Source organism: Citrobacter sp. RHB25-C09, assembly GCF_013836145.1.
Lineage (GTDB): Bacteria > Pseudomonadota > Gammaproteobacteria > Enterobacterales > Enterobacteriaceae > Citrobacter_A.
In genome coordinates, this window is sequence record NZ_CP057483.1 from 760418 (window position 1) to 778611 (window position 18194).

At 53.1% G+C, this 18194-nt stretch carries 18 protein-coding genes and 1 other annotated feature; of the genes, 13 read left to right on the top strand and 5 right to left on the bottom strand.

Annotated features, from left to right (window positions below; all coding sequences use genetic code 11):
- The first annotated feature begins 16 nt into the window (after positions 1-16).
- Positions 17-664: a 2,3-diphosphoglycerate-dependent phosphoglycerate mutase GpmB gene (gene gpmB / locus HVY19_RS03655; RefSeq protein WP_181683028.1), complete on the top strand. Its 648-nt coding sequence runs from the start codon at positions 17-19 to the stop codon at positions 662-664.
- On the opposite strand, the gene robA is transcribed toward gpmB, so the two are convergent.
- Positions 661-1530 carry an MDR efflux pump AcrAB transcriptional activator RobA gene (robA, locus tag HVY19_RS03660; protein WP_181683029.1) on the bottom strand — a complete coding sequence of 290 codons (870 nt, stop codon included), beginning with the start codon at positions 1528-1530 and terminating at the stop codon, positions 661-663. The two genes, gpmB and robA, sit on opposite strands and share 4 nt — an antisense overlap.
- 211 nt (positions 1531-1741) lie before the next feature.
- Here robA and creA point away from each other — a divergent pair, with 211 nt between their 5' ends.
- Genes creA through creD form a run of 4 tightly spaced genes read left to right on the top strand, consistent with a single transcriptional unit; the run spans position 1742 to position 5746 of the window.
- A complete protein-coding gene (creA, locus tag HVY19_RS03665; protein ID WP_181683030.1) occupies positions 1742-2212 on the top strand; it encodes a protein CreA in 471 nt (156 codons plus the stop codon).
- A gap of 15 nt (positions 2213-2227) precedes the next feature.
- Positions 2228-2917, top strand: a complete 690-nt coding sequence (gene creB / locus HVY19_RS03670) for a two-component system response regulator CreB (RefSeq protein ID WP_181683031.1) — start codon at positions 2228-2230, stop codon at positions 2915-2917.
- Positions 2917-4341 carry a two-component system sensor histidine kinase CreC gene (gene creC / locus HVY19_RS03675; protein ID WP_181683032.1) on the top strand — a complete coding sequence of 475 codons (1425 nt, stop codon included), beginning with the start codon at positions 2917-2919 and terminating at the stop codon, positions 4339-4341. The genes creB and creC overlap by 1 nt, the downstream gene beginning before the upstream one ends.
- A gap of 58 nt (positions 4342-4399) precedes the next feature.
- Positions 4400-5746, top strand: a complete 1347-nt coding sequence (gene creD / locus HVY19_RS03680) for a cell envelope integrity protein CreD (RefSeq protein ID WP_181683033.1) — start codon at positions 4400-4402, stop codon at positions 5744-5746.
- A gap of 131 nt (positions 5747-5877) precedes the next feature.
- On the opposite strand, the gene arcA is transcribed toward creD, so the two are convergent.
- Positions 5878-6594 (bottom strand): two-component system response regulator ArcA, encoded by a 717-nt coding sequence (gene arcA, locus HVY19_RS03685; RefSeq protein WP_001194359.1) that lies wholly within the window; start codon positions 6592-6594, stop codon positions 5878-5880.
- A 95-nt stretch (positions 6595-6689) separates the two neighbouring features.
- Here arcA and yjjY point away from each other — a divergent pair, with 95 nt between their 5' ends.
- The 6 genes from yjjY to thrC all read left to right on the top strand — a co-directional run bounded on the left by yjjY (position 6690) and on the right by thrC (position 12956).
- Positions 6690-6830 carry a protein YjjY gene (gene yjjY / locus HVY19_RS03690; protein WP_001303782.1) on the top strand — a complete coding sequence of 47 codons (141 nt, stop codon included), beginning with the start codon at positions 6690-6692 and terminating at the stop codon, positions 6828-6830.
- A 399-nt stretch (positions 6831-7229) separates the two neighbouring features.
- Positions 7230-7916 carry a tRNA/rRNA methyltransferase gene (locus HVY19_RS03695; protein WP_181684208.1) on the top strand — a complete coding sequence of 229 codons (687 nt, stop codon included), beginning with the start codon at positions 7230-7232 and terminating at the stop codon, positions 7914-7916.
- A gap of 213 nt (positions 7917-8129) precedes the next feature.
- Positions 8130-8195, top strand: a complete 66-nt coding sequence (gene thrL, locus HVY19_RS03700; RefSeq protein WP_181684209.1) for a thr operon leader peptide — start codon at positions 8130-8132, stop codon at positions 8193-8195.
- Positions 8131-8250 (top strand) — a sequence feature (Thr leader region). Its footprint overlaps the gene before it by 65 nt.
- Positions 8251-8275: 25 nt before the next feature.
- Positions 8276-10738 (top strand): bifunctional aspartate kinase/homoserine dehydrogenase I, encoded by a 2463-nt coding sequence (gene thrA, locus HVY19_RS03705; RefSeq protein ID WP_181683034.1) that lies wholly within the window; start codon positions 8276-8278, stop codon positions 10736-10738.
- Position 10739: 1 nt separating this feature from the next.
- Complete coding sequence (thrB, locus tag HVY19_RS03710) at positions 10740-11669, top strand: homoserine kinase (RefSeq protein WP_181683035.1); 930 nt, start codon at positions 10740-10742, stop codon at positions 11667-11669.
- 3 nt (positions 11670-11672) lie between these two features.
- Positions 11673-12956 (top strand): threonine synthase, encoded by a 1284-nt coding sequence (thrC, locus tag HVY19_RS03715; protein ID WP_181683036.1) that lies wholly within the window; start codon positions 11673-11675, stop codon positions 12954-12956.
- Positions 12957-13038: 82 nt separating this feature from the next.
- Here the strand turns inward: thrC and yaaA are convergent, their stop codons facing one another.
- Together yaaA and HVY19_RS03725 are read right to left on the bottom strand one after the other, a co-directional pair.
- Positions 13039-13812 (bottom strand): peroxide stress protein YaaA, encoded by a 774-nt coding sequence (gene yaaA, locus HVY19_RS03720; protein WP_181683037.1) that lies wholly within the window; start codon positions 13810-13812, stop codon positions 13039-13041.
- A gap of 69 nt (positions 13813-13881) precedes the next feature.
- Entirely contained in the window at positions 13882-15312 is a 1431-nt protein-coding gene (locus HVY19_RS03725) for a sodium:alanine symporter family protein (protein WP_181684210.1), read from the bottom strand.
- Positions 15313-15593: 281 nt separating this feature from the next.
- On the opposite strand from HVY19_RS03725, the gene tal reads away from it, so the two are divergent.
- A complete protein-coding gene (gene tal, locus HVY19_RS03730; RefSeq protein ID WP_181683038.1) occupies positions 15594-16547 on the top strand; it encodes a transaldolase in 954 nt (317 codons plus the stop codon).
- Between the two features lie 65 nt (positions 16548-16612).
- Entirely contained in the window at positions 16613-17188 is a 576-nt protein-coding gene (gene mog / locus HVY19_RS03735; RefSeq protein ID WP_181683039.1) for a molybdopterin adenylyltransferase, read from the top strand.
- 107 nt (positions 17189-17295) lie between these two features.
- Here mog and satP read toward each other — a convergent pair whose 3' ends face one another.
- Positions 17296-17862, bottom strand: coding sequence for an acetate uptake transporter (gene satP / locus HVY19_RS03740; protein ID WP_181683040.1), 567 nt, complete (start codon positions 17860-17862; stop codon positions 17296-17298).
- Positions 17863-18194 lie beyond the last annotated feature (332 nt).

Below are 18194 nucleotides of genomic sequence, written 5' to 3' on the forward strand. Positions count from 1 at the left end.
ATAACGGAAAAAAAGCATGTTACAGGTATACCTTGTTCGCCACGGTGAAACGCAGTGGAACGCCGAGCGACGCATTCAAGGCCAGTCCGACAGTCCGCTGACCGCTAAGGGTGAGCAACAAGCTATGCAGGTAGGTGAGCGCGCAAAAACGCTCGGTATTACTCACGTGATCAGTAGCGATCTGGGACGTACCCGTCGCACCGCTGAAATCATCGCCCAGGCATGCGGCTGTGATATCACTTTTGATTCCCGCCTGCGCGAACTGGATATGGGCGTGCTGGAAAAGCGCCATCTCGATTCCCTGACGGAAGAAGAAGAGGGTTGGCGTCGCCAGTTAGTCAACGGCACCGTTGATGGTCGTATTCCCGATGGTGAGTCGATGCAGGAGCTGAGCGAGCGTGTTCATGCCGCACTGGCCTCATGCCTCGAGTTGCCACAGGGAAGTCGTCCGCTGCTGGTCAGTCACGGCATCGCCCTGGGGTGTCTGGTGAGTACCATCCTCGGCCTTCCGGCGTATGCAGAGCGCCGCTTACGTTTGCGGAACTGCTCGATCTCGCGGGTGGATTATCAGGAAAGCCTCTGGCTGGCGCCAGGTTGGGTGGTGGAAACCGCAGGAGACATCTCGCATCTGGACGCCCCTGCGCTTGATGAGCTACAGCGTTAACGGCGGATCGGAATAAGGAATTCGCAGCGCAGATTGATCGGGCGGTCACCGGCTTTAGCATCTTCAGCCGGGTAGTACCGCTCGATATCCTGACCTTTGCGACGCGTCAGGTTGAGCATCGGCATACAGGTTCCGTATACCGTCAGGATGAACTCCTGCACGCCCGTACCCAGTCCCTCGTAGGTAAACATCACATACTCGCCGCCCTGTAAGAGTACAGGCTGAGAGGATTGCACGTACCCGTTTGCAAGCTCCGGCGCAAGCGCTGTGGTGTAGAAAACTTCCTGCTCGTCATCTTTATCCTGACTGGGACGCGTTTCGTTGAGGCCATAGAGAACGGGCGGAATGGCTGGCGCATGAGCGAGGAAATCTTGCCAGAACTGGACGCGCATTTCGTGACGGAAATCGGAGATTTGCTCCAGGGAACAGGAATAGCTCTGCGTGATTCCGACCAGATGAGTATCTTCCAGCGTGACAAATTTATGGGCAGGTACAGCGAACTCACCCAGACGCAGGGGAGGGCGGATACCAAATGCGCTCCATTCCGGAGAACGGCGATACAGCGCTGGCGTTTGAGAAAACTGCTTCTTAAAGGCGCGGGTGAACGTTTGTTGAGAGTCGAAGCGGTATTGCAGAGCAATATCCAGAATCGGGCGTGCTGTCAGGCGAAGCGCGACAGCGGATTTTGATAAACGGCGCGCGCGGATATAGGCACCAATCGCGTGGCCCGTCACGTCCTTAAACATTCTTTGCAGGTGCCACTTGGAATAACCCGCTTTTGCCGCCACATTGTCAAGCGACAGGGGCTGATCCAGGTGACCTTCCAGCCAGATTAAGAGGTCGCGAATAATGCCGGCCTGATCCATAAAATATCCTCATCCTTTCAACTACGAGCACCTGACATCAGGTACTTGGATAATAGCATTTTTTGTTATTTTAGCATTCGGTGTTTTTTTTGCGCATTAGTGCTTTTGTTCGATAAACGAAAGGATGATTATTGTAATCATGTGATCTTTAAACACTTTATTCTACAATGACGAATAATTGCGCAGCTTAATTTTTATTAATGGTAACAATATGAAATACAAGAGTTTAGTACTTTCCTTAGGTATGCTGATGCTGGGATCAATGGCCCATGCGGAACAGATTGGTTCTGTCGATACCGTCTTCAAAATTTTCGGGCCGGATCATAAAATCGTCGTGGAAGCTTTTGACGATCCTGACGTGAAAAACGTGACGTGTTACGTCAGTCGCGCCAAGACCGGTGGAATTAAAGGTGGCCTGGGGCTGGCCGAAGATACCTCAGATGCCGCCATCTCGTGTCAGCAGGTTGGTCCGGTTGAACTGAGCGAACGAATCAAGAACGGTAAAGCGCAGGGCGAAGTGGTTTTTAAAAAACGCACCTCGCTGGTGTTTAAGTCATTACAGGTTGTCCGTTTCTACGATGCCAAACGCAATGCGCTGGCGTATCTGGCCTACTCCGACAAGGTTGTTGATGGGTCGCCTAAAAATGCCATTAGCGCAGTGCCCATCATGCCGTGGCGGTAATTACAGGGAAGCAATATGCAGCAGGTGTCAGTTTGGCTGGTCGAAGATGAGCAGGGTATCGCCGATACCCTGATTTATATGCTCCAGCAGGAAGGATTTGCCGTAGAGGCGTTTGAGCGTGGACTGCCCGCGCTGGATAAAGCGCGGCATCAGTGCCCGGACGTAGCGATTCTGGACGTAGGGTTGCCTGATATCAGCGGTTTTGAACTGTGCCGACGGCTGCTCGAACGTTATCCGGCTTTACCCATCCTCTTTCTGACCGCGCGTAGTGATGAAGTCGATCGGCTGTTGGGGCTGGAAATTGGTGCTGATGATTACGTTGCCAAACCGTTTTCCCCCAGAGAAGTCTGTGCCCGGGTGCGCACGCTGCTGCGCCGGGTGAAGAAATTCGCCGCGCCTTCCGATGTGGTACGAACCGGCCATTTTGAACTGAATGAACCGGCAGCGGAAGTCGCCTGGTTCGGTACGCCGTTATCGCTCACTCGCTACGAGTTTCTGCTGCTGAAAACGTTGCTGTTGTCCCCCGGTCGCGTCTATTCTCGCCAGCAACTGATGGATATCGTCTGGGCCGATGCGCAAGATACCTTCGACCGGACGGTAGATACCCATATCAAAACGCTGCGTGCCAAACTGCGCGCCATCAACCCGGATCTTTCCCCCATCAATACGCACCGTGGGATGGGCTACAGCCTGAGGAGCCTCTGATGCGTATTGGCATGCGTCTGCTGCTCGGCTATTTTCTGATTGTCGCCGTCGCTGCGTGGTTTGTGCTGTCGATTTTCGTGCAGGAAATTAAACCAGGCGTGCGTCGCGCAACTGAAGGCACGCTGATTGATACCGCTACGCTGCTGGCCGCGCTGGCGCGCGACGATCTCAAGTCTGGCGATCCGGCTCATGGGCAGATGGCGCAGGCATTTGCGCAATTACACAACCGTCCTTTTCGCGCCAATATCAGCGGCATCAATAAAGTGCGTAACGAATACCATGTCTACATGACAGACGCGCAGGGCAAAGTGGTGTTTGATTCCGCCAACAAAGCGGTTGGGCAGGACTACTCCCGCTGGAACGATGTCTGGTTAACGCTACGCGGACAGTATGGTGCGCGAAGTACGCCCCAGGATCCCGCCGATCCTGAAAGTTCGGTGATGTATGTTGCCGCACCGATACTCGACGGCGGGAAGATCGTCGGTGTGCTGAGCGTAGGCAAGCCCAATGCTGCGATGGCACCAGTCATTAAACGTAGCGAACGGCGGATCCTGTGGGCCAGCGCGGTGCTGCTTGGCATTGCGTTAGTCATCGGTGCCGGGATGGTCTGGTGGATTAACCGCTCGATTGCTCGCCTGACGCGCTACGCGGATTCGGTGAGCGACAGTCACCCCTTGCCACTACCGGAGCTGGGAAGCAGCGAATTACGCAAGCTGGCGCAGGCCCTGGAGAGTATGCGCCTGAAGCTGGAGGGGAAAAACTACATTGAACAGTATGTGTATGCCCTGACCCACGAACTGAAGAGCCCGCTGGCGGCCATTCGCGGAGCGGCGGAAATTCTGCGTGAGGGGCCACCGCCGGATATCGTTGCGCGTTTTACCGACAATATCCTGACGCAAAACGCGCGCATGCAGGTGCTGGTGGAAACCCTGTTACGCCAGGCGCGTCTGGAAAATCGACAGGAGATTGCCTTTTCTCCGGTCGCGGTTGAGGCCCTGTTTTCACAGATTAGCGAGGTGCGAAGCATCCAGCTCGCAGCAAAAAAAATCACTCTGAAGATTCTCACTTCTGCGTTCACCGTTTCGGCAGAGCCCGCGCTTCTTGAACAGGCGCTGGGTAATCTGCTGGATAACGCTATCGATTTCACGCCGGAGGAAGGCTCTATTACCCTAAGCGCAGAGTCTCAGGGCGATCGAGTAACGCTGAAAGTCGAAGATACCGGTGCAGGGATCCCCGACTATGCCTTGCCGCGTATCTTCGAGCGCTTTTATTCATTGCCGCGCGAAGATGGCCACAAAAGCAGTGGATTAGGGCTGGCTTTTGTCAGCGAAGTGGCACGTTTGTTGAAGGGAAGCATTGAGCTGAATAATCGTCCTGCGGGAGGTGTGGAAGCCAGGTTTACACTTCACCGTCACTTCACATAACTTCAAATTCCCCGCACATAGCGTGCGTACTCTGCAAATATTGCATAAGGAGAACGCTATGTTGAAATCCCCCCTGTTCTGGAAGATCGTGACTTTAGGTGGTGCGATCATATTGTTGTTGATACCTCTGATGATGGTTCGGGCAATTATTGTCGAACGCGCTGATTACCGCGATAAGGTCGATGATGCCATTCGTCAGAGCACCAGTGGGCCGCAAAAAGTGGTGGGCCCGCTGATTGCGGTTCCGGTCACTGAGTTATACACCGTCCTTGAAAATGACAAAGAGGTGCAGCATAAACGCAGCTTCCTCCATTTCTGGCTACCCGAATCGCTTGTGGTGGAGGGTAATCAGAACGTCGAAGCGCGTAAAATCGGTATTTATCAGGGGCAGGTCTGGCATACCGATGTCGAACTAAAAGCGGAATTTGATGTTGCGCGCCTGAGTGAACTGAATAAGCCCAATGTCACCCTTGGCACACCGTTTATCGTGGTGGGAGTCGGCGATGCGCGAGGGATTGGGGTGGTGAAAGCGCCGAAAATCAACGGTACCGCGCTCGCCGTTGAACCGGGGACGGGCTTATCCGGGAGCGGAGAGGGGATCCATATCCCATTGCCGGACAGTCAGTGGGCGACGCGAAATCTGAGCCTGGCGATGTCATTGAATTTAAGCGGCACCGGCTCGTTCTCGGTGGTTCCCGTTGGGCGTAGCAGTGAAATGACCCTGACCAGCAACTGGCCGCACCCGAACTTCCTTGGTGACTTTTTGCCCGGCAAGCGCGAAATCAGTGAGTCGGGATATCAGGCGCAGTGGCAGAGCAGTTGGTTTGCCAATAATCTCGGCGAACGGTTTACAGATACGAAAGAGATTCGCTGGTACGGTCTGCCCTCGTTTAGCGTCGCCGTGGCTACCCCGGCCGATCAGTATCAACTGACTGACAGAGCGACAAAGTACGCGATTCTGTTGATTAGCCTGACGTTTATGGCTTTCTTTGTTTTCGAAACGCTGACGGGTAAAAAGCTGCACCCGATGCAGTATTTGCTGGTGGGGTTGTCGCTGGTGATGTTTTATCTGCTGCTGCTGGCGCTATCAGAACATATCGGTTTTACTCTGGCATGGATTGTCGCAAGTCTGGTGGGCGCATTGATGAATGGGGTATATCTCCAGGCGGTGTTGAAGGGCTGGCGTAACAGTCTGCTGTTTATCCTGGCGTTGCTGGCGCTGGATGGGGTGATGTGGGCGCTGCTACGTTCAGAGGATAGCGCATTGCTGCTGGGGACGGGGGTACTGCTGCTGGCGCTGGGAGGCGTGATGTTCCTGACGCGTCATCTGGACTGGTACTCGTTTTCCCGCATAAAGCCAACAGCTGAGGCCGTGGAGGATGATACGTTACGGTTATGGAAGTGAGTTACCGTTTTGCCTGATGGCGCTACGCTTATCAGGCCTGGGCAGAACGGAATGCAGGCGTTTACGCTGTCATCCGATACCAATAAAAAACGGCGCAAGGTGCGCCGTTTTTGCTGACGAGGGTCACGCTGTCAATCCTGCAGATCGCCGCAGAAGCGATATCCTTCACCATGAATGGTGGCGATAATTTCCGGCGTGTCTGGCGTGGATTCGAAATGCTTACGAATACGACGGATTGTCACGTCAACGGTACGGTCATGCGGCTTCAGCTCGCGACCGGTCATTTTCTTCAGCAGCTCTGCACGAGACTGGATCTTACCCGGGTTCTCACAGAAGTGAAGCATGGCGCGGAACTCGCTGCGCGGCAGCTTATACTGCTCACCATCAGGACCGATCAGAGAACGGCTATTGATGTCCAGTTCCCAACCGTTGAACTTGTAGCTTTCAACGCTACGGCGCTCTTCGCTGACGGTACCCAGATTCATGGTACGGGACAGCAGGTTGCGCGCACGAATCGTCAGCTCGCGTGGGTTAAACGGCTTGGTGATGTAGTCATCCGCACCGATTTCGAGGCCGAGAATTTTATCGACTTCGTTATCACGGCCGGTCAGGAACATCAGCGCCACGTTAGCCTGTTCGCGCAGTTCACGCGCTAACAGAAGACCGTTTTTCCCTGGCAGGTTGATATCCATGATCACCAGGTTGATGTCATATTCAGAAAGGATCTGATGCATTTCCGCGCCATCGGTCGCTTCGAAAACATCATAGCCTTCCGCTTCAAAAATACTTTTTAACGTGTTGCGTGTTACCAACTCGTCTTCAACGATAAGAATGTGCGGGGTCTGCATGTTTGCTACCTAAATTGCCAACTAAATCGAAACAGGAAGTACAAAAGTCCCTGACCTGCCTGATACATATCGCAAATTAACATGATCGGCGTAACATGACTAAAGTACGTAATTGCGTTCTTGATGCACTTTCCATCAACGTCAACAACATCATTAGCTTGGTCGTGGGCACTTTCCCTCAGGACCCGACAGTGTCAAAAACGGCTGTCATCCTAACCATATTAACAGCAACATAACAGGTTAAGACGTACCGGACACCCAATAAAACTACGCTTCGTTGACATATATCAAGTTCAATTGTAGCACGTTAACAGTTTGATGAAATCATCGTATCTAAATGCTAGCTTTCATCACAATATTGCAATAATCCAACTAGTTGCAGCAGATAACTAATTAACGCAGTGAATCCTATCAATGAAATTCATTTTAAATGAAATTATCTCATTTAAACAGAAGGATATGCTGATTCTGTTAACATATTAATCATTGGTAACGACATGAAATAGTTTAGCCCTTTTTACCAAAGGTGAAATGGTCTTTCAGTGATATTCGTTAAAAAATTGTAAATTTGCGCTGCGTAATATCTTGACACAGGTCACAGAATGCATCGCAAGCAACGCCTTGAGAGTGAAAATATGCACATAACCATCATCCTTGTTGCGCCTGCCAGGGCGGAAAATATCGGCGCGGCGGCTCGCGCGATGAAGACCATGGGTTTCACGCGGTTGCGAATTGTCGATAGCCAGGCTCATCTTGAACCGGCGACGCGTTGGGTGGCGCATGGGTCTGGAGATATTATTGATAATATTGAAGTTTTCGATACTCTGGACGCCGCGCTCAAGGATGTCGATTTCACCATTGCCACCACAGCACGCAGCCGCGCTAAGTTCCATTACTACGCAACGCCTGGCGAACTGGTGCCACTGTTAGAAGAAAAAGGGCAGTGGATGAAGCATGCCGCGCTGGTGTTTGGCCGTGAGGATTCCGGATTAACAAACGAAGAACTGGCGCTGGCCGATGTATTGACCGGCGTTCCGATGGTTGCAGATTATCCTTCGCTGAATCTGGGGCAGGCGGTGATGGTTTACTGTTATCAATTAGCAAGTTTAATGCAACAACCTGCGAAAACCGCTGATGTTTCTGATGAATTTCAGCTTCAGGCGCTGCGAGCTCGCGTGATGACGTTATTAACCACCCTCGACGTTGCCGAAGACGTCAAACTGGTCGACTGGCTACAGCAACGTTTGGGCTTATTAGGGCAGCGAGACACGGCAATGTTGCACCGTTTAGTCCATGATATAGAGAAAAATATCGCAAAATAATGTTTTGTTATTTTTATATTAAGAAGTGAAAGATACCACTTTCAAGAGGTGGGCTCACTTTGAATTGGTCGAAAATAATCCCACTGGCAGCAGCACGTGAACAAGTTTCGCTGCGTGAGTAATGTAAATATTTATTGACTTAGGTCAGCAGATACTTTAACCAATATAGGCATACAGCACAGACAGATAATAATTACAGAGTACACAACATCCATGAAACGCATCAGCATGACCATTACCACAACCACCACCATTACCACAGGTAACGGGGCGGGCTGACGCGCACAGGAAACACAGAAAAAAGCCCGCACCGAACAGTGCGGGCTTTTTTTTCGACCAAAGGTAACGAGGTAACAACCATGCGAGTGTTGAAGTTCGGCGGTACATCAGTGGCAAATGCAGAACGTTTTCTGCGGGTTGCCGATATTCTGGAAAGCAATGCCAGGCAGGGGCAGGTAGCGACCGTACTCTCTGCCCCTGCGAAAATTACCAACCATCTGGTGGCAATGATCGAAAAGACCATCAGTGGTCAGGATGCGTTATCCAATATCAGTGATGCCGAACGTATTTTCTCCGAACTTCTGACCGGTCTTGCCGACGCTCAGCCGGGTTTCCCGCTGGCACAGCTAAAAGTCTTCGTTGAACAAGAGTTTGCCCAAATCAAGCACGTCCTGCATGGGATCAGCCTGCTGGGCCAATGCCCGGACAGCATCAACGCGGCGCTTATCTGCCGCGGCGAAAAAATGTCTATCGCGATTATGGCCGCATTGCTGGAAGCGCGCGGGCATAAGGTTACCGTTATCGATCCTGTCGAAAAATTGCTGGCAGTCGGTCATTACCTCGAATCCACTGTCGATATTGCTGAGTCCACCCGTCGCATCGCCGCCGCGCGCATACCTGCCGACCACATGGTGCTGATGGCCGGCTTCACCGCCGGTAACGAGAAAGGCGAACTGGTAGTATTGGGGCGTAACGGCTCCGATTACTCTGCCGCCGTTCTGGCTGCGTGTTTACGCGCCGGCTGTTGCGAGATCTGGACTGACGTTGACGGCGTTTATACCTGCGACCCGCGTCAGGTACCAGACGCCAGGCTGCTGAAGTCGATGTCGTATCAGGAAGCCATGGAGCTATCCTACTTCGGGGCCAAAGTTCTTCACCCTCGTACCATTACCCCTATTGCTCAGTTCCAGATCCCTTGCCTCATCAAAAACACCGGTAACCCACAGGCGCCAGGTACGCTGATTGGAGCCAGCCGTGATGAAGACGGTCTGCCGGTGAAAGGCATTTCGAACCTGAATAATATGGCGATGTTCAACGTCTCTGGTCCCGGAATGAAGGGGATGGTGGGAATGGCGGCGCGCGTCTTTGCGGTCATGTCCCGGGCGGGGATTTCGGTGGTGCTGATCACTCAGTCCTCCTCAGAGTACAGCATCAGCTTTTGCGTACCGCAGGCCGACTGCGCTCGCGCCCAGCGTGCGTTGCAGGATGAGTTTTACCTTGAACTGAAAGAGGGACTGCTTGAACCGCTGGCGGTCACTGAACGTCTGGCGATCATCTCCGTGGTCGGCGACGGTATGCGCACACTGCGCGGGATTTCAGCGAAGTTCTTCGCCGCCCTGGCGCGCGCTAACATTAATATTGTTGCCATTGCCCAGGGATCCTCTGAGCGCTCCATTTCAGTCGTGGTGAATAATGATGATGCCACCACTGGCGTGCGCGTAACGCATCAGATGCTGTTCAACACCGATCAGGTGATTGAAGTGTTCGTTATTGGCGTCGGCGGCGTTGGCGGCGCGCTGCTGGAGCAGCTTAAACGTCAGCAAACCTGGCTGAAGAACAAACATATCGATTTGCGCGTCTGCGGTGTGGCGAACTCCAGGGCGTTGCTGACCCACGTTCACGGTCTGAACCTGGAAAACTGGCAGGCGGAACTGGCGGAAGCGAAAGAGCCGTTTAATTTGGGACGCCTGATTCGCCTGGTGAAGGAGTATCACCTGCTGAACCCTGTGATAGTCGACTGTACCTCCAGTCAGGCGGTGGCGGATCAATACGCTGACTTCCTGCGTGAGGGCTTCCATGTAGTCACGCCGAATAAAAAGGCCAATACGTCGTCGATGGATTACTACCATCAACTGCGTTTTGCCGCCGCAAAATCACGGCGTAAATTCCTCTATGATACCAACGTTGGCGCAGGTTTGCCGGTTATCGAAAACCTGCAAAATCTGCTGAGCGCGGGTGATGAGCTGCAAAAATTCTCCGGTATTCTTTCAGGTTCACTGTCGTTTATTTTCGGTAAGCTCGATGAGGGCATGAGCTTTTCGGAAGCCACGAAAGTCGCGCGTGAAATGGGGTATACCGAACCGGATCCGCGTGACGATCTTTCAGGAATGGACGTGGCGCGTAAGCTGCTGATCCTGGCGCGTGAAACCGGTCGCGATCTTGAGCTTTCCGACATCGTCATTGAGCCCGTTCTGCCGTCAGGGTTCGATGATTCCGGTGATGTCGCTGCGTTCATGGCCAATCTGCCGAAGCTTGACGATGTGTTTGCCGCGCGGGTGGCGAAAGCTCGCGATGAGGGCAAAGTCATGCGCTATGTCGGCAATATTGAAGAAGATGGTGTGTGTCGCGTGAAAATTGCGGAAGTTGATGGTAACGATCCGCTCTACAAAGTGAAAAATGGCGAAAACGCGCTGGCTTTCTACAGTCACTATTATCAGCCATTGCCGCTGGTTCTTCGCGGCTATGGCGCAGGTAACGACGTAACGGCGGCCGGGGTCTTTGCCGACCTGCTGCGCACCCTCTCATGGAAGTTAGGAGTTTAACATGGTCAAAGTTTATGCCCCTGCTTCCAGCGCCAATATGAGCGTCGGTTTCGACGTCCTTGGGGCTGCGGTGACGCCCGTTGATGGCTCGCTGTTGGGCGACGTCGTAACGGTAGAAGCGGCGGACAGCTTCAGCCTGAATAATCTGGGGCAATTTGCTGACAAACTGCCGCCGGAGCCGCGCGAAAATATTGTTTACCAGTGCTGGGAGCGTTTTTGCCAGGAGCTCGGTAAGAGCGTCCCGGTCGCGATGACTCTGGAAAAGAACATGCCGATAGGCTCCGGGTTAGGTTCCAGCGCCTGTTCAGTAGTCGCCGCACTAGTGGCGATGAATGAGCACTGCGGGAAACCGTTCAACGACATGCGTTTGCTGGCGTTGATGGGTGAGCTGGAAGGGCGCATTTCGGGCAGTATTCATTACGACAACGTCGCACCGTGTTTTTTGGGCGGCATGCAGTTAATGATCGAGGAAAACGGCATTATCAGCCAGCAGGTACCAGGCTTTGATGAGTGGTTATGGGTATTGGCTTATCCGGGGATCAAAGTATCCACTGCGGAGGCGCGGGCCATTTTACCCGCGCAGTATCGTCGTCAGGACTGTATTGCTCACGGGCGCCACCTGGCCGGGTTTATTCACGCCTGCTATTCCCGTCAGCCGCAGCTCGCGGCAAAACTGATGAAAGACGTGATTGCTGAGCCTTATCGTGCACGTTTATTGCCCGGCTTTAGCCAGGCACGACAGGCGGTCGCTGACATTGGCGCGCTGGCGAGCGGTATCTCCGGTTCAGGACCGACCCTGTTTGCGCTTTGTGAAAAACCGGATACAGCGCAGCGGGTAGCGGACTGGCTGGAAAAAAACTATCTGCAAAATCAGGAAGGCTTCGTTCATATTTGCCGGCTGGATGCGGCGGGCGCACGAGTATTGGGATAATTTATGAAACTCTACAATCTTAAAGATCACAACGAACAGGTTAGCTTTGCGCAAGCCGTGACGCAGGGACTGGGTAAAAATCAGGGGCTGTTTTTTCCGCACGAACTGCCGGAATTCAGCCTGACGGAAGTGGATGAAATGCTGGGCCAGGATTTCGTCAGCCGTAGCGCGAAGATCCTTTCTGCGTTTATAGACGATGAAATTCCGCAGGAGATCCTCGAAGAGCGCGTGCGTGCGGCGTTTGCGTTCCCTGCACCAGTGGCCCAGGTTGAAAGTGACGTCGGCTGTCTGGAACTGTTCCACGGTCCAACGCTGGCGTTTAAAGACTTCGGCGGTCGTTTTATGGCACAGATGCTGACGCATATCAGTGGCGATAAGCCGGTGACCATTCTGACTGCGACCTCTGGTGACACCGGTGCGGCCGTCGCGCATGCGTTTTATGGTCTGCCGAACGTTCGCGTGGTGATCCTCTATCCGAACGGTAAGATCAGCCCGTTACAGGAAAAACTGTTCTGTACGCTGGGTGGCAACATCGAAACCGTGGCGATCGACGGTGATTTTGACGCCTGCCAGGCGCTGGTCAAGCAGGCGTTTGACGATGAAGAGCTGAAGGTCGCGCTGGGGCTGAATTCAGCGAATTCGATCAACATCAGCCGCCTGCTGGCGCAGATTTGTTACTACTTTGAAGCTGTTGCGCAGTTGCCGCAAGAAGCGCGAAATCAACTGGTAATTTCTGTTCCGAGCGGAAACTTTGGCGATCTGACGGCGGGGCTGCTGGCGAAATCCCTTGGCCTGCCGGTGAAGCGTTTTATTGCTGCAACCAACGTCAATGACACCGTGCCGCGTTTCCTGCAGGACGGCCAGTGGGCACCGAAAGCGACACAGGCAACACTGTCGAATGCGATGGACGTGAGTCAGCCGAATAACTGGCCGCGTGTTGAAGAGTTGTTCCGGCGTAAAATCTGGCGTCTGAACGAACTGGGCTATGCCGCCGTCAACGATGAAACCACGCAAGAGACAATGCGCGAGCTGAAAGCGAAGGGATACACCTCAGAGCCGCATGCGGCCGTCGCCTATCGCGCGCTGCGTGACCAGCTTAATCCAGGCGAATACGGCCTGTTCCTGGGCACCGCGCATCCGGCGAAGTTTAAAGAGAGTGTGGAAGAGATCTTAAATGAAACGCTGGATTTGCCGAAAGAACTGGCGGAGCGCGCCGATCTGCCGCTGCTGTCGCACCATCTGCCGGCCGATTTCGCAGCGCTGCGTAAACTGATGATGACGCGCTAAGCAGAGGATTGTGCCGGATGGTGGCGTAAGCGGCTTATCCGGCCAACAATGGGTGGCCGTACCTGCCATCCGGCGAATACGATTACTGCTCGTGGCGCTTAAACACCATCTCCCCATTGCCTGATGACGCTTCATCAAAGAAATAGCCGTCGCTGTTAAACGCGGTAAGCTGCTCTGGCTTCGTCAAACGGTTTTCAATGATGTAGCGGCTCATCAGGCCGCGCGCTTTTTTGGCGTAGAAGCTAATGATTTTGAACTTGCCGTTCTTCTCGTCGAGGAACACGGGTTTAATCAGTTCACCTTTCAGTTGCGCCGGCTTCACGGACTTAAAATACTCATCAGAAGCCAGATTAATCACCACTTCGTCGCCCTGGGCCGCCAACGCCTCGTTCAGCTTTTGAGTGATCACATCGCCCCAGAACTGATAAAGATCCTTCCCTTTAGCATTCGCCAGTCGAATACCCATTTCCAGACGGTAAGGCTGCATCAGATCCAGTGGGCGTAATACGCCATATAAGCCAGAGAGCATACGTAAATGCTGTTGGGCGAAATCGAAATCGGCTTCACTGAAGGTTTCTGCCTGTAATCCCGTGTATACATCGCCTTTAAACGCCAGAATGGCCTGGCGTGCATTTTCTGGCGTGAAATTGGGCTGCCAGTCGTGGAAGCGGGTCGCATTCAGATCAGCGAGCTTGTCGCTGATACCCATCAGCTTACCGATTTGGGGCGCTGACAGTTTACGAGCCTCATGAATAAGCTGCTGAGAGTGGTCAAGCAACTCAGGCAGCGTAAAGCGCGTGGTCGCCAGCGGGCTTTGATAGTCGAGCGTTTTTGCAGGTGAAATCAGAATCAGCATATCCAGTCCTTGCAGGAAATTTACTGCGACTGTAGCAAAAAACGTGACAGAGTTGATCGATAGTTGCGATTACTCCCGATGTATATCGTCCCAGGTATCAGGGGCCAGTTGCTGTTCAATGTCTGGATAACGCATGGGATCAAACTGCGGGCGCACTCCCAGTTTACGCTGGCGCAAATAATCGCTGGCAAGGGTATGGACCACCGGAGAAAGCAACAGAATGGCGGTCAGGTTGGTGATCGCCATGCAGGCCATCATGATATCAGCCAGTTGCCAGAGTAGGGGGAAACTCACCAGAGTTCCGATAACCACGGTGGAACAGGAGACGATGCGTAAAGTCCAGATAGCGCGCTTGTTGTCCAGATTCAGGAAAAACAGGTTATTTTCGGCGTAAATGTAGTTAACCACGATGGAACTAAAGGCAAACAGAACAACCACAATAGCGACAAAACCGGCTCCCCAGTCCCCCACCAAAGCAATCATCGCTTTTTGTACCAGTTGCATTCCTTCCATTGGCGCATAGGTGGTGCCATTACCCGCCAGCAAAACCATCATGGCGGTTGCGCTGCATACCACCATGGTATCGATGAAGATACCGATCATTTGTACGATCCCTTGAGCCGCAGGGTGCGGCGGCCAAGATGCTGCCGCGGCGGCGGCATTAGGTGTGGAACCCATTCCCGCTTCGTTAGAAAACATACTGCGCTGAAAACCGCTGGTGACCGCCTGACTTAGCGTATAACCCGCGACGCCGCCCGCCGCTTCCTGCCAGCCAAAAGCGCTTTGATAAATAGAGATAATCACGTCAGGAAGTTCACCGACGTGCATGAGGCAAACGACAAGACTGGTGAAGACCCACAATAGCGCCATGAAGGGAACGAACCACTGCATCATCCGGGAGACACCCTTAATGCCGCCAAGGATGACCAGCATGACGACCAGCGCCATAGCAACACCGGTGGCAACGGGCGGAAAATCAAAGGCGTAAAGCAGTGCTCGGGAAACGGAGTTGGCCTGTACGCCAGTGAAAACCATCCCGTAGGTGATCAGCAAAAAAATGGCGAAAAGTACGCCCATCCAGCGCATACCTAAGCCACGCGCCATGTACCATGCCGGGCCGCCGCGAAACTGGCCGTGACGATCGCGTTCTTTGTACAACTGCGCCAGGGCACTTTCGGCAAAGCAGGTAGCCATACCGATAATTGCCGCGACCCACATCCAGAACACCGCGCCGGGACCGCCAGCGGTGATGGCGAGCGCAACGCCGGCCAGGTTACCACTACCAATTCGGGCGGCAAGGCTGGTACACAGCGCCTGAAAAGACGTTAACCCACCAGGCTGTGGCGTGACGCTGTTTATCAGACTTTTGCCAAACTGACGAATATAGCGAAACTGGACGAAGCCTGTACGAAAGGTAAACCAACAACCTGCTCCAAAAAGCAGGTAAATCATCACCGATCCCCAGACGATTTCATTAATAAATGAGAAGAAATCAGGCATTAACATCCCTCTTGTTTCTGCCGGTACGCTTTGACAGTCCGGTGTAAGCGCTACCAATTACCGATTAGTATATATGCTATCGCGGAGTGATATGGTGCATTTATCATACCTGAAGCCGCACGGTTGAATGACGCGCAACATCAAGTGCAAAGCAAATAGATGGCCAATGGATGCCAGAGGGATAACCGCATTGTATGCGGTTGCGCTGTAAGAGGGGCGTGTTATCATCAGGGCAGACCGGTTACATCCCCCTAACAAGCTGTTTAAAGAGAAACTCAATTATGACGGACAAATTGACCTCCCTTCGTCAGTTCACTACCGTAGTGGCCGACACCGGAGACATCGCGGCAATGAAGCTGTACCAGCCGCAGGATGCCACAACCAACCCTTCCCTCATTCTTAACGCAGCGCAGATCCCGGAATACCGTAAGCTGATTGACGACGCTGTAGCCTGGGCGAAGCAGCAGAGCAGCGATCGCGCGCAGCAGATTGTAGACGCGACCGACAAGCTGGCGGTAAACATTGGTCTGGAAATCCTGAAACTGGTGCCGGGTCGTATTTCTACCGAAGTAGACGCTCGTCTGTCCTATGACACCGACGCTTCTATCGCCAAAGCTAAACGCATCATTAAGCTTTATAACGATGCAGGTATCAGCAACGATCGCATTCTGATTAAACTGGCTTCTACCTGGCAGGGCATCCGCGCTGCTGAACAGCTGGAAAAAGAAGGCATCAACTGTAACCTGACGCTGCTGTTCTCCTTCGCACAGGCGCGTGCATGTGCTGAAGCTGGCGTATTCCTGATCTCCCCGTTCGTTGGTCGCATTCTTGACTGGTATAAAACCAATACCGACAAGAAAGAGTATGCGCCGGCGGAAGATCCAGGCGTGGTTTCCGTAACGGAAATCTACCAGTACTACAAAGAGCACGGTTACGAAACCGTCGTGATGGGCGCAAGCTTCCGCAACCTGGGTGAAATCCTTGAGCTGGCCGGCTGTGACCGTCTGACTATCGCACCAGCACTGCTGAAAGAGCTGGCGGAGAGCGAAGGTGCCATCGAGCGTAAACTGTCCTTCTCTGGTGAAGTGAAAGCACGTCCGGAACGTATCACCGAGTCTGAGTTCCTGTGGCAGCACAACCAGGATCCGATGGCAGTAGACAAACTGGCGGACGGTATCCGTAAGTTTGCTGTAGACCAGGAAAAACTGGAAAAAATGATCGGCGATCTGCTGTAATCATTACGGCGTGGCCGGAGTCCCGGCCACGCCTGTTTATCTCTCCCCCCTCAACGTGTAACACTATGAATACTTTACGCATTGGCTTAGTTTCCATTTCTGACCGCGCCTCGAGCGGTGTCTATCAGGACAAAGGTATCCCGGCACTGGAAGAGTGGTTAACGTCAGCGCTAACAACGCCTTTTGAACTCCTCACACGGTTAATTCCTGATGAGCAGGCGGTGATAGAGCAAACGCTGTGTGAGTTGGTCGATGAAATGAGTTGCCATCTGGTGCTGACTACTGGCGGAACCGGACCTGCGCGTCGTGATGTCACACCGGATGCCACCCTGGCGGTTGCCGATCGACAAATGCCGGGATTTGGTGAACAAATGCGCCAGATCAGCTTGCATTTTGTTCCGACAGCGATCCTGTCACGTCAGGTTGGCGTGATCCGCAAGCAGGCGTTGATTCTGAATCTGCCGGGGCAGCCGAAATCAATTAAAGAAACCCTGGAAGGGGTAAAAGATGCAGACGGTAATGTGGTCGTGGCGGGCATTTTCGCCAGCGTACCCTATTGCATTCAGCTGCTGGAAGGCCCGTATGTCGAAACGGCTGACAATGTTGTTGCGGCGTTTCGCCCGAAAAGCGCGCGACGTTAGAGATTGTCGCGCGACAGCCTGATGGCGGTATTAACGTCTTATCATGCCTACAAATTTTTGTAGGCCGGATAAGCGAAGCGCCATCCGGCACGACAAATTAGCGAGGATTAGTGCTTCTCACCCAGCGGCAGGATGGTCCGGCCAAACTGCTCGTTCAGCACTTCGCCCATTGCCAGGTAAATGGCACTGGCGCCACAGACTAAGCCAACCCAACCCGCAACGTGAATCACGGCTTCGTTACCGGCAATGTTACCGACCGCCAGCAGGGCGAACAGTACCGTCAGACTCAGGAATACGAACTGTAGCGCGCGTGCGGCTACCAGCGTGCCGAAGAACATAAACAGTGTAAACACACCCCACAGACCCAGATACACGCCCAGGAACTGCGCATTCGGCGCTTCAGTGAGACCCATTTTCGGCATCAGCAGAATGGCGACCAGCGTCAGCCAGAACGCACCGTAAGAGGTGAACGCGGTCAAGCCGAACGTGTTGCCTTTTTTGTATTCCAGCAGACCGGCAAAAATTTGCGCGATACCGCCGTAGAAGATTCCCATCGCGAGAATAATACCGTCAAGGGCGAAGAAACCCGCGTTATGCAGGTTAAGCAGAATGGTGGTCATGCCGAAGCCCATCAGGCCCAGCGGTGCCGGGTTAGCCAACTTAGTGTTGCCCATAATTCCTCAAAATCATCATTAATTGAATGGTGAAATAATTTCCCCAGGCAACAGGACTCCTCCCGGGGCGCGGCATAATAATCAGGGGCAGAGTGGCTGTCTATGATCTGATAACGGGAAAAGGCCTATTTTGTTTCGTGATCGCCATCACGACCCATTTGGGACCCATTTTTTCATCGAAATTAAAAATTTTTTTCATTCCCCCCTTGATGAAGTGGGTTACGACCCCACTTAGTAGTCAACCGCAGTGGTGAGTCTGAAAAAAAACGATTCAGGGGTGTTGAAACCGCACGTTTCGCCCTTATTACAGATTCACAACCACATGTTGACCG

What these genes read in the sequence shown, in the direction of transcription:
- thrC (WP_181683036.1), top strand. Translation starts at nt 11,673, where the DNA reads ATGAAACTCTACAATCTTAAAGATCACAACGAACAGGTTAGCTTTGCG.
- gpmB (WP_181683028.1), top strand. Translation starts at nt 17, where the DNA reads ATGTTACAGGTATACCTTGTTCGCCACGGTGAAACGCAGTGGAACGCC.
- HVY19_RS03695 (WP_181684208.1), top strand. Translation starts at nt 7,230, where the DNA reads ATGCACATAACCATCATCCTTGTTGCGCCTGCCAGGGCGGAAAATATC.
- creD (WP_181683033.1), top strand. Translation starts at nt 4,400, where the DNA reads ATGTTGAAATCCCCCCTGTTCTGGAAGATCGTGACTTTAGGTGGTGCG.
- tal (WP_181683038.1), top strand. Translation starts at nt 15,594, where the DNA reads ATGACGGACAAATTGACCTCCCTTCGTCAGTTCACTACCGTAGTGGCC.
- HVY19_RS03725 (WP_181684210.1), bottom strand. Translation starts at nt 15,312, where the DNA reads ATGCCTGATTTCTTCTCATTTATTAATGAAATCGTCTGGGGATCGGTG.
- yjjY (WP_001303782.1), top strand. Translation starts at nt 6,690, where the DNA reads ATGACTAAAGTACGTAATTGCGTTCTTGATGCACTTTCCATCAACGTC.
- mog (WP_181683039.1), top strand. Translation starts at nt 16,613, where the DNA reads ATGAATACTTTACGCATTGGCTTAGTTTCCATTTCTGACCGCGCCTCG.
- creA (WP_181683030.1), top strand. Translation starts at nt 1,742, where the DNA reads ATGAAATACAAGAGTTTAGTACTTTCCTTAGGTATGCTGATGCTGGGA.
- arcA (WP_001194359.1), bottom strand. Translation starts at nt 6,594, where the DNA reads ATGCAGACCCCGCACATTCTTATCGTTGAAGACGAGTTGGTAACACGC.
- thrB (WP_181683035.1), top strand. Translation starts at nt 10,740, where the DNA reads ATGGTCAAAGTTTATGCCCCTGCTTCCAGCGCCAATATGAGCGTCGGT.
- satP (WP_181683040.1), bottom strand. Translation starts at nt 17,862, where the DNA reads ATGGGCAACACTAAGTTGGCTAACCCGGCACCGCTGGGCCTGATGGGC.
- creB (WP_181683031.1), top strand. Translation starts at nt 2,228, where the DNA reads ATGCAGCAGGTGTCAGTTTGGCTGGTCGAAGATGAGCAGGGTATCGCC.
- thrA (WP_181683034.1), top strand. Translation starts at nt 8,276, where the DNA reads ATGCGAGTGTTGAAGTTCGGCGGTACATCAGTGGCAAATGCAGAACGT.
- creC (WP_181683032.1), top strand. Translation starts at nt 2,917, where the DNA reads ATGCGTATTGGCATGCGTCTGCTGCTCGGCTATTTTCTGATTGTCGCC.
- robA (WP_181683029.1), bottom strand. Translation starts at nt 1,530, where the DNA reads ATGGATCAGGCCGGCATTATTCGCGACCTCTTAATCTGGCTGGAAGGT.
- yaaA (WP_181683037.1), bottom strand. Translation starts at nt 13,812, where the DNA reads ATGCTGATTCTGATTTCACCTGCAAAAACGCTCGACTATCAAAGCCCG.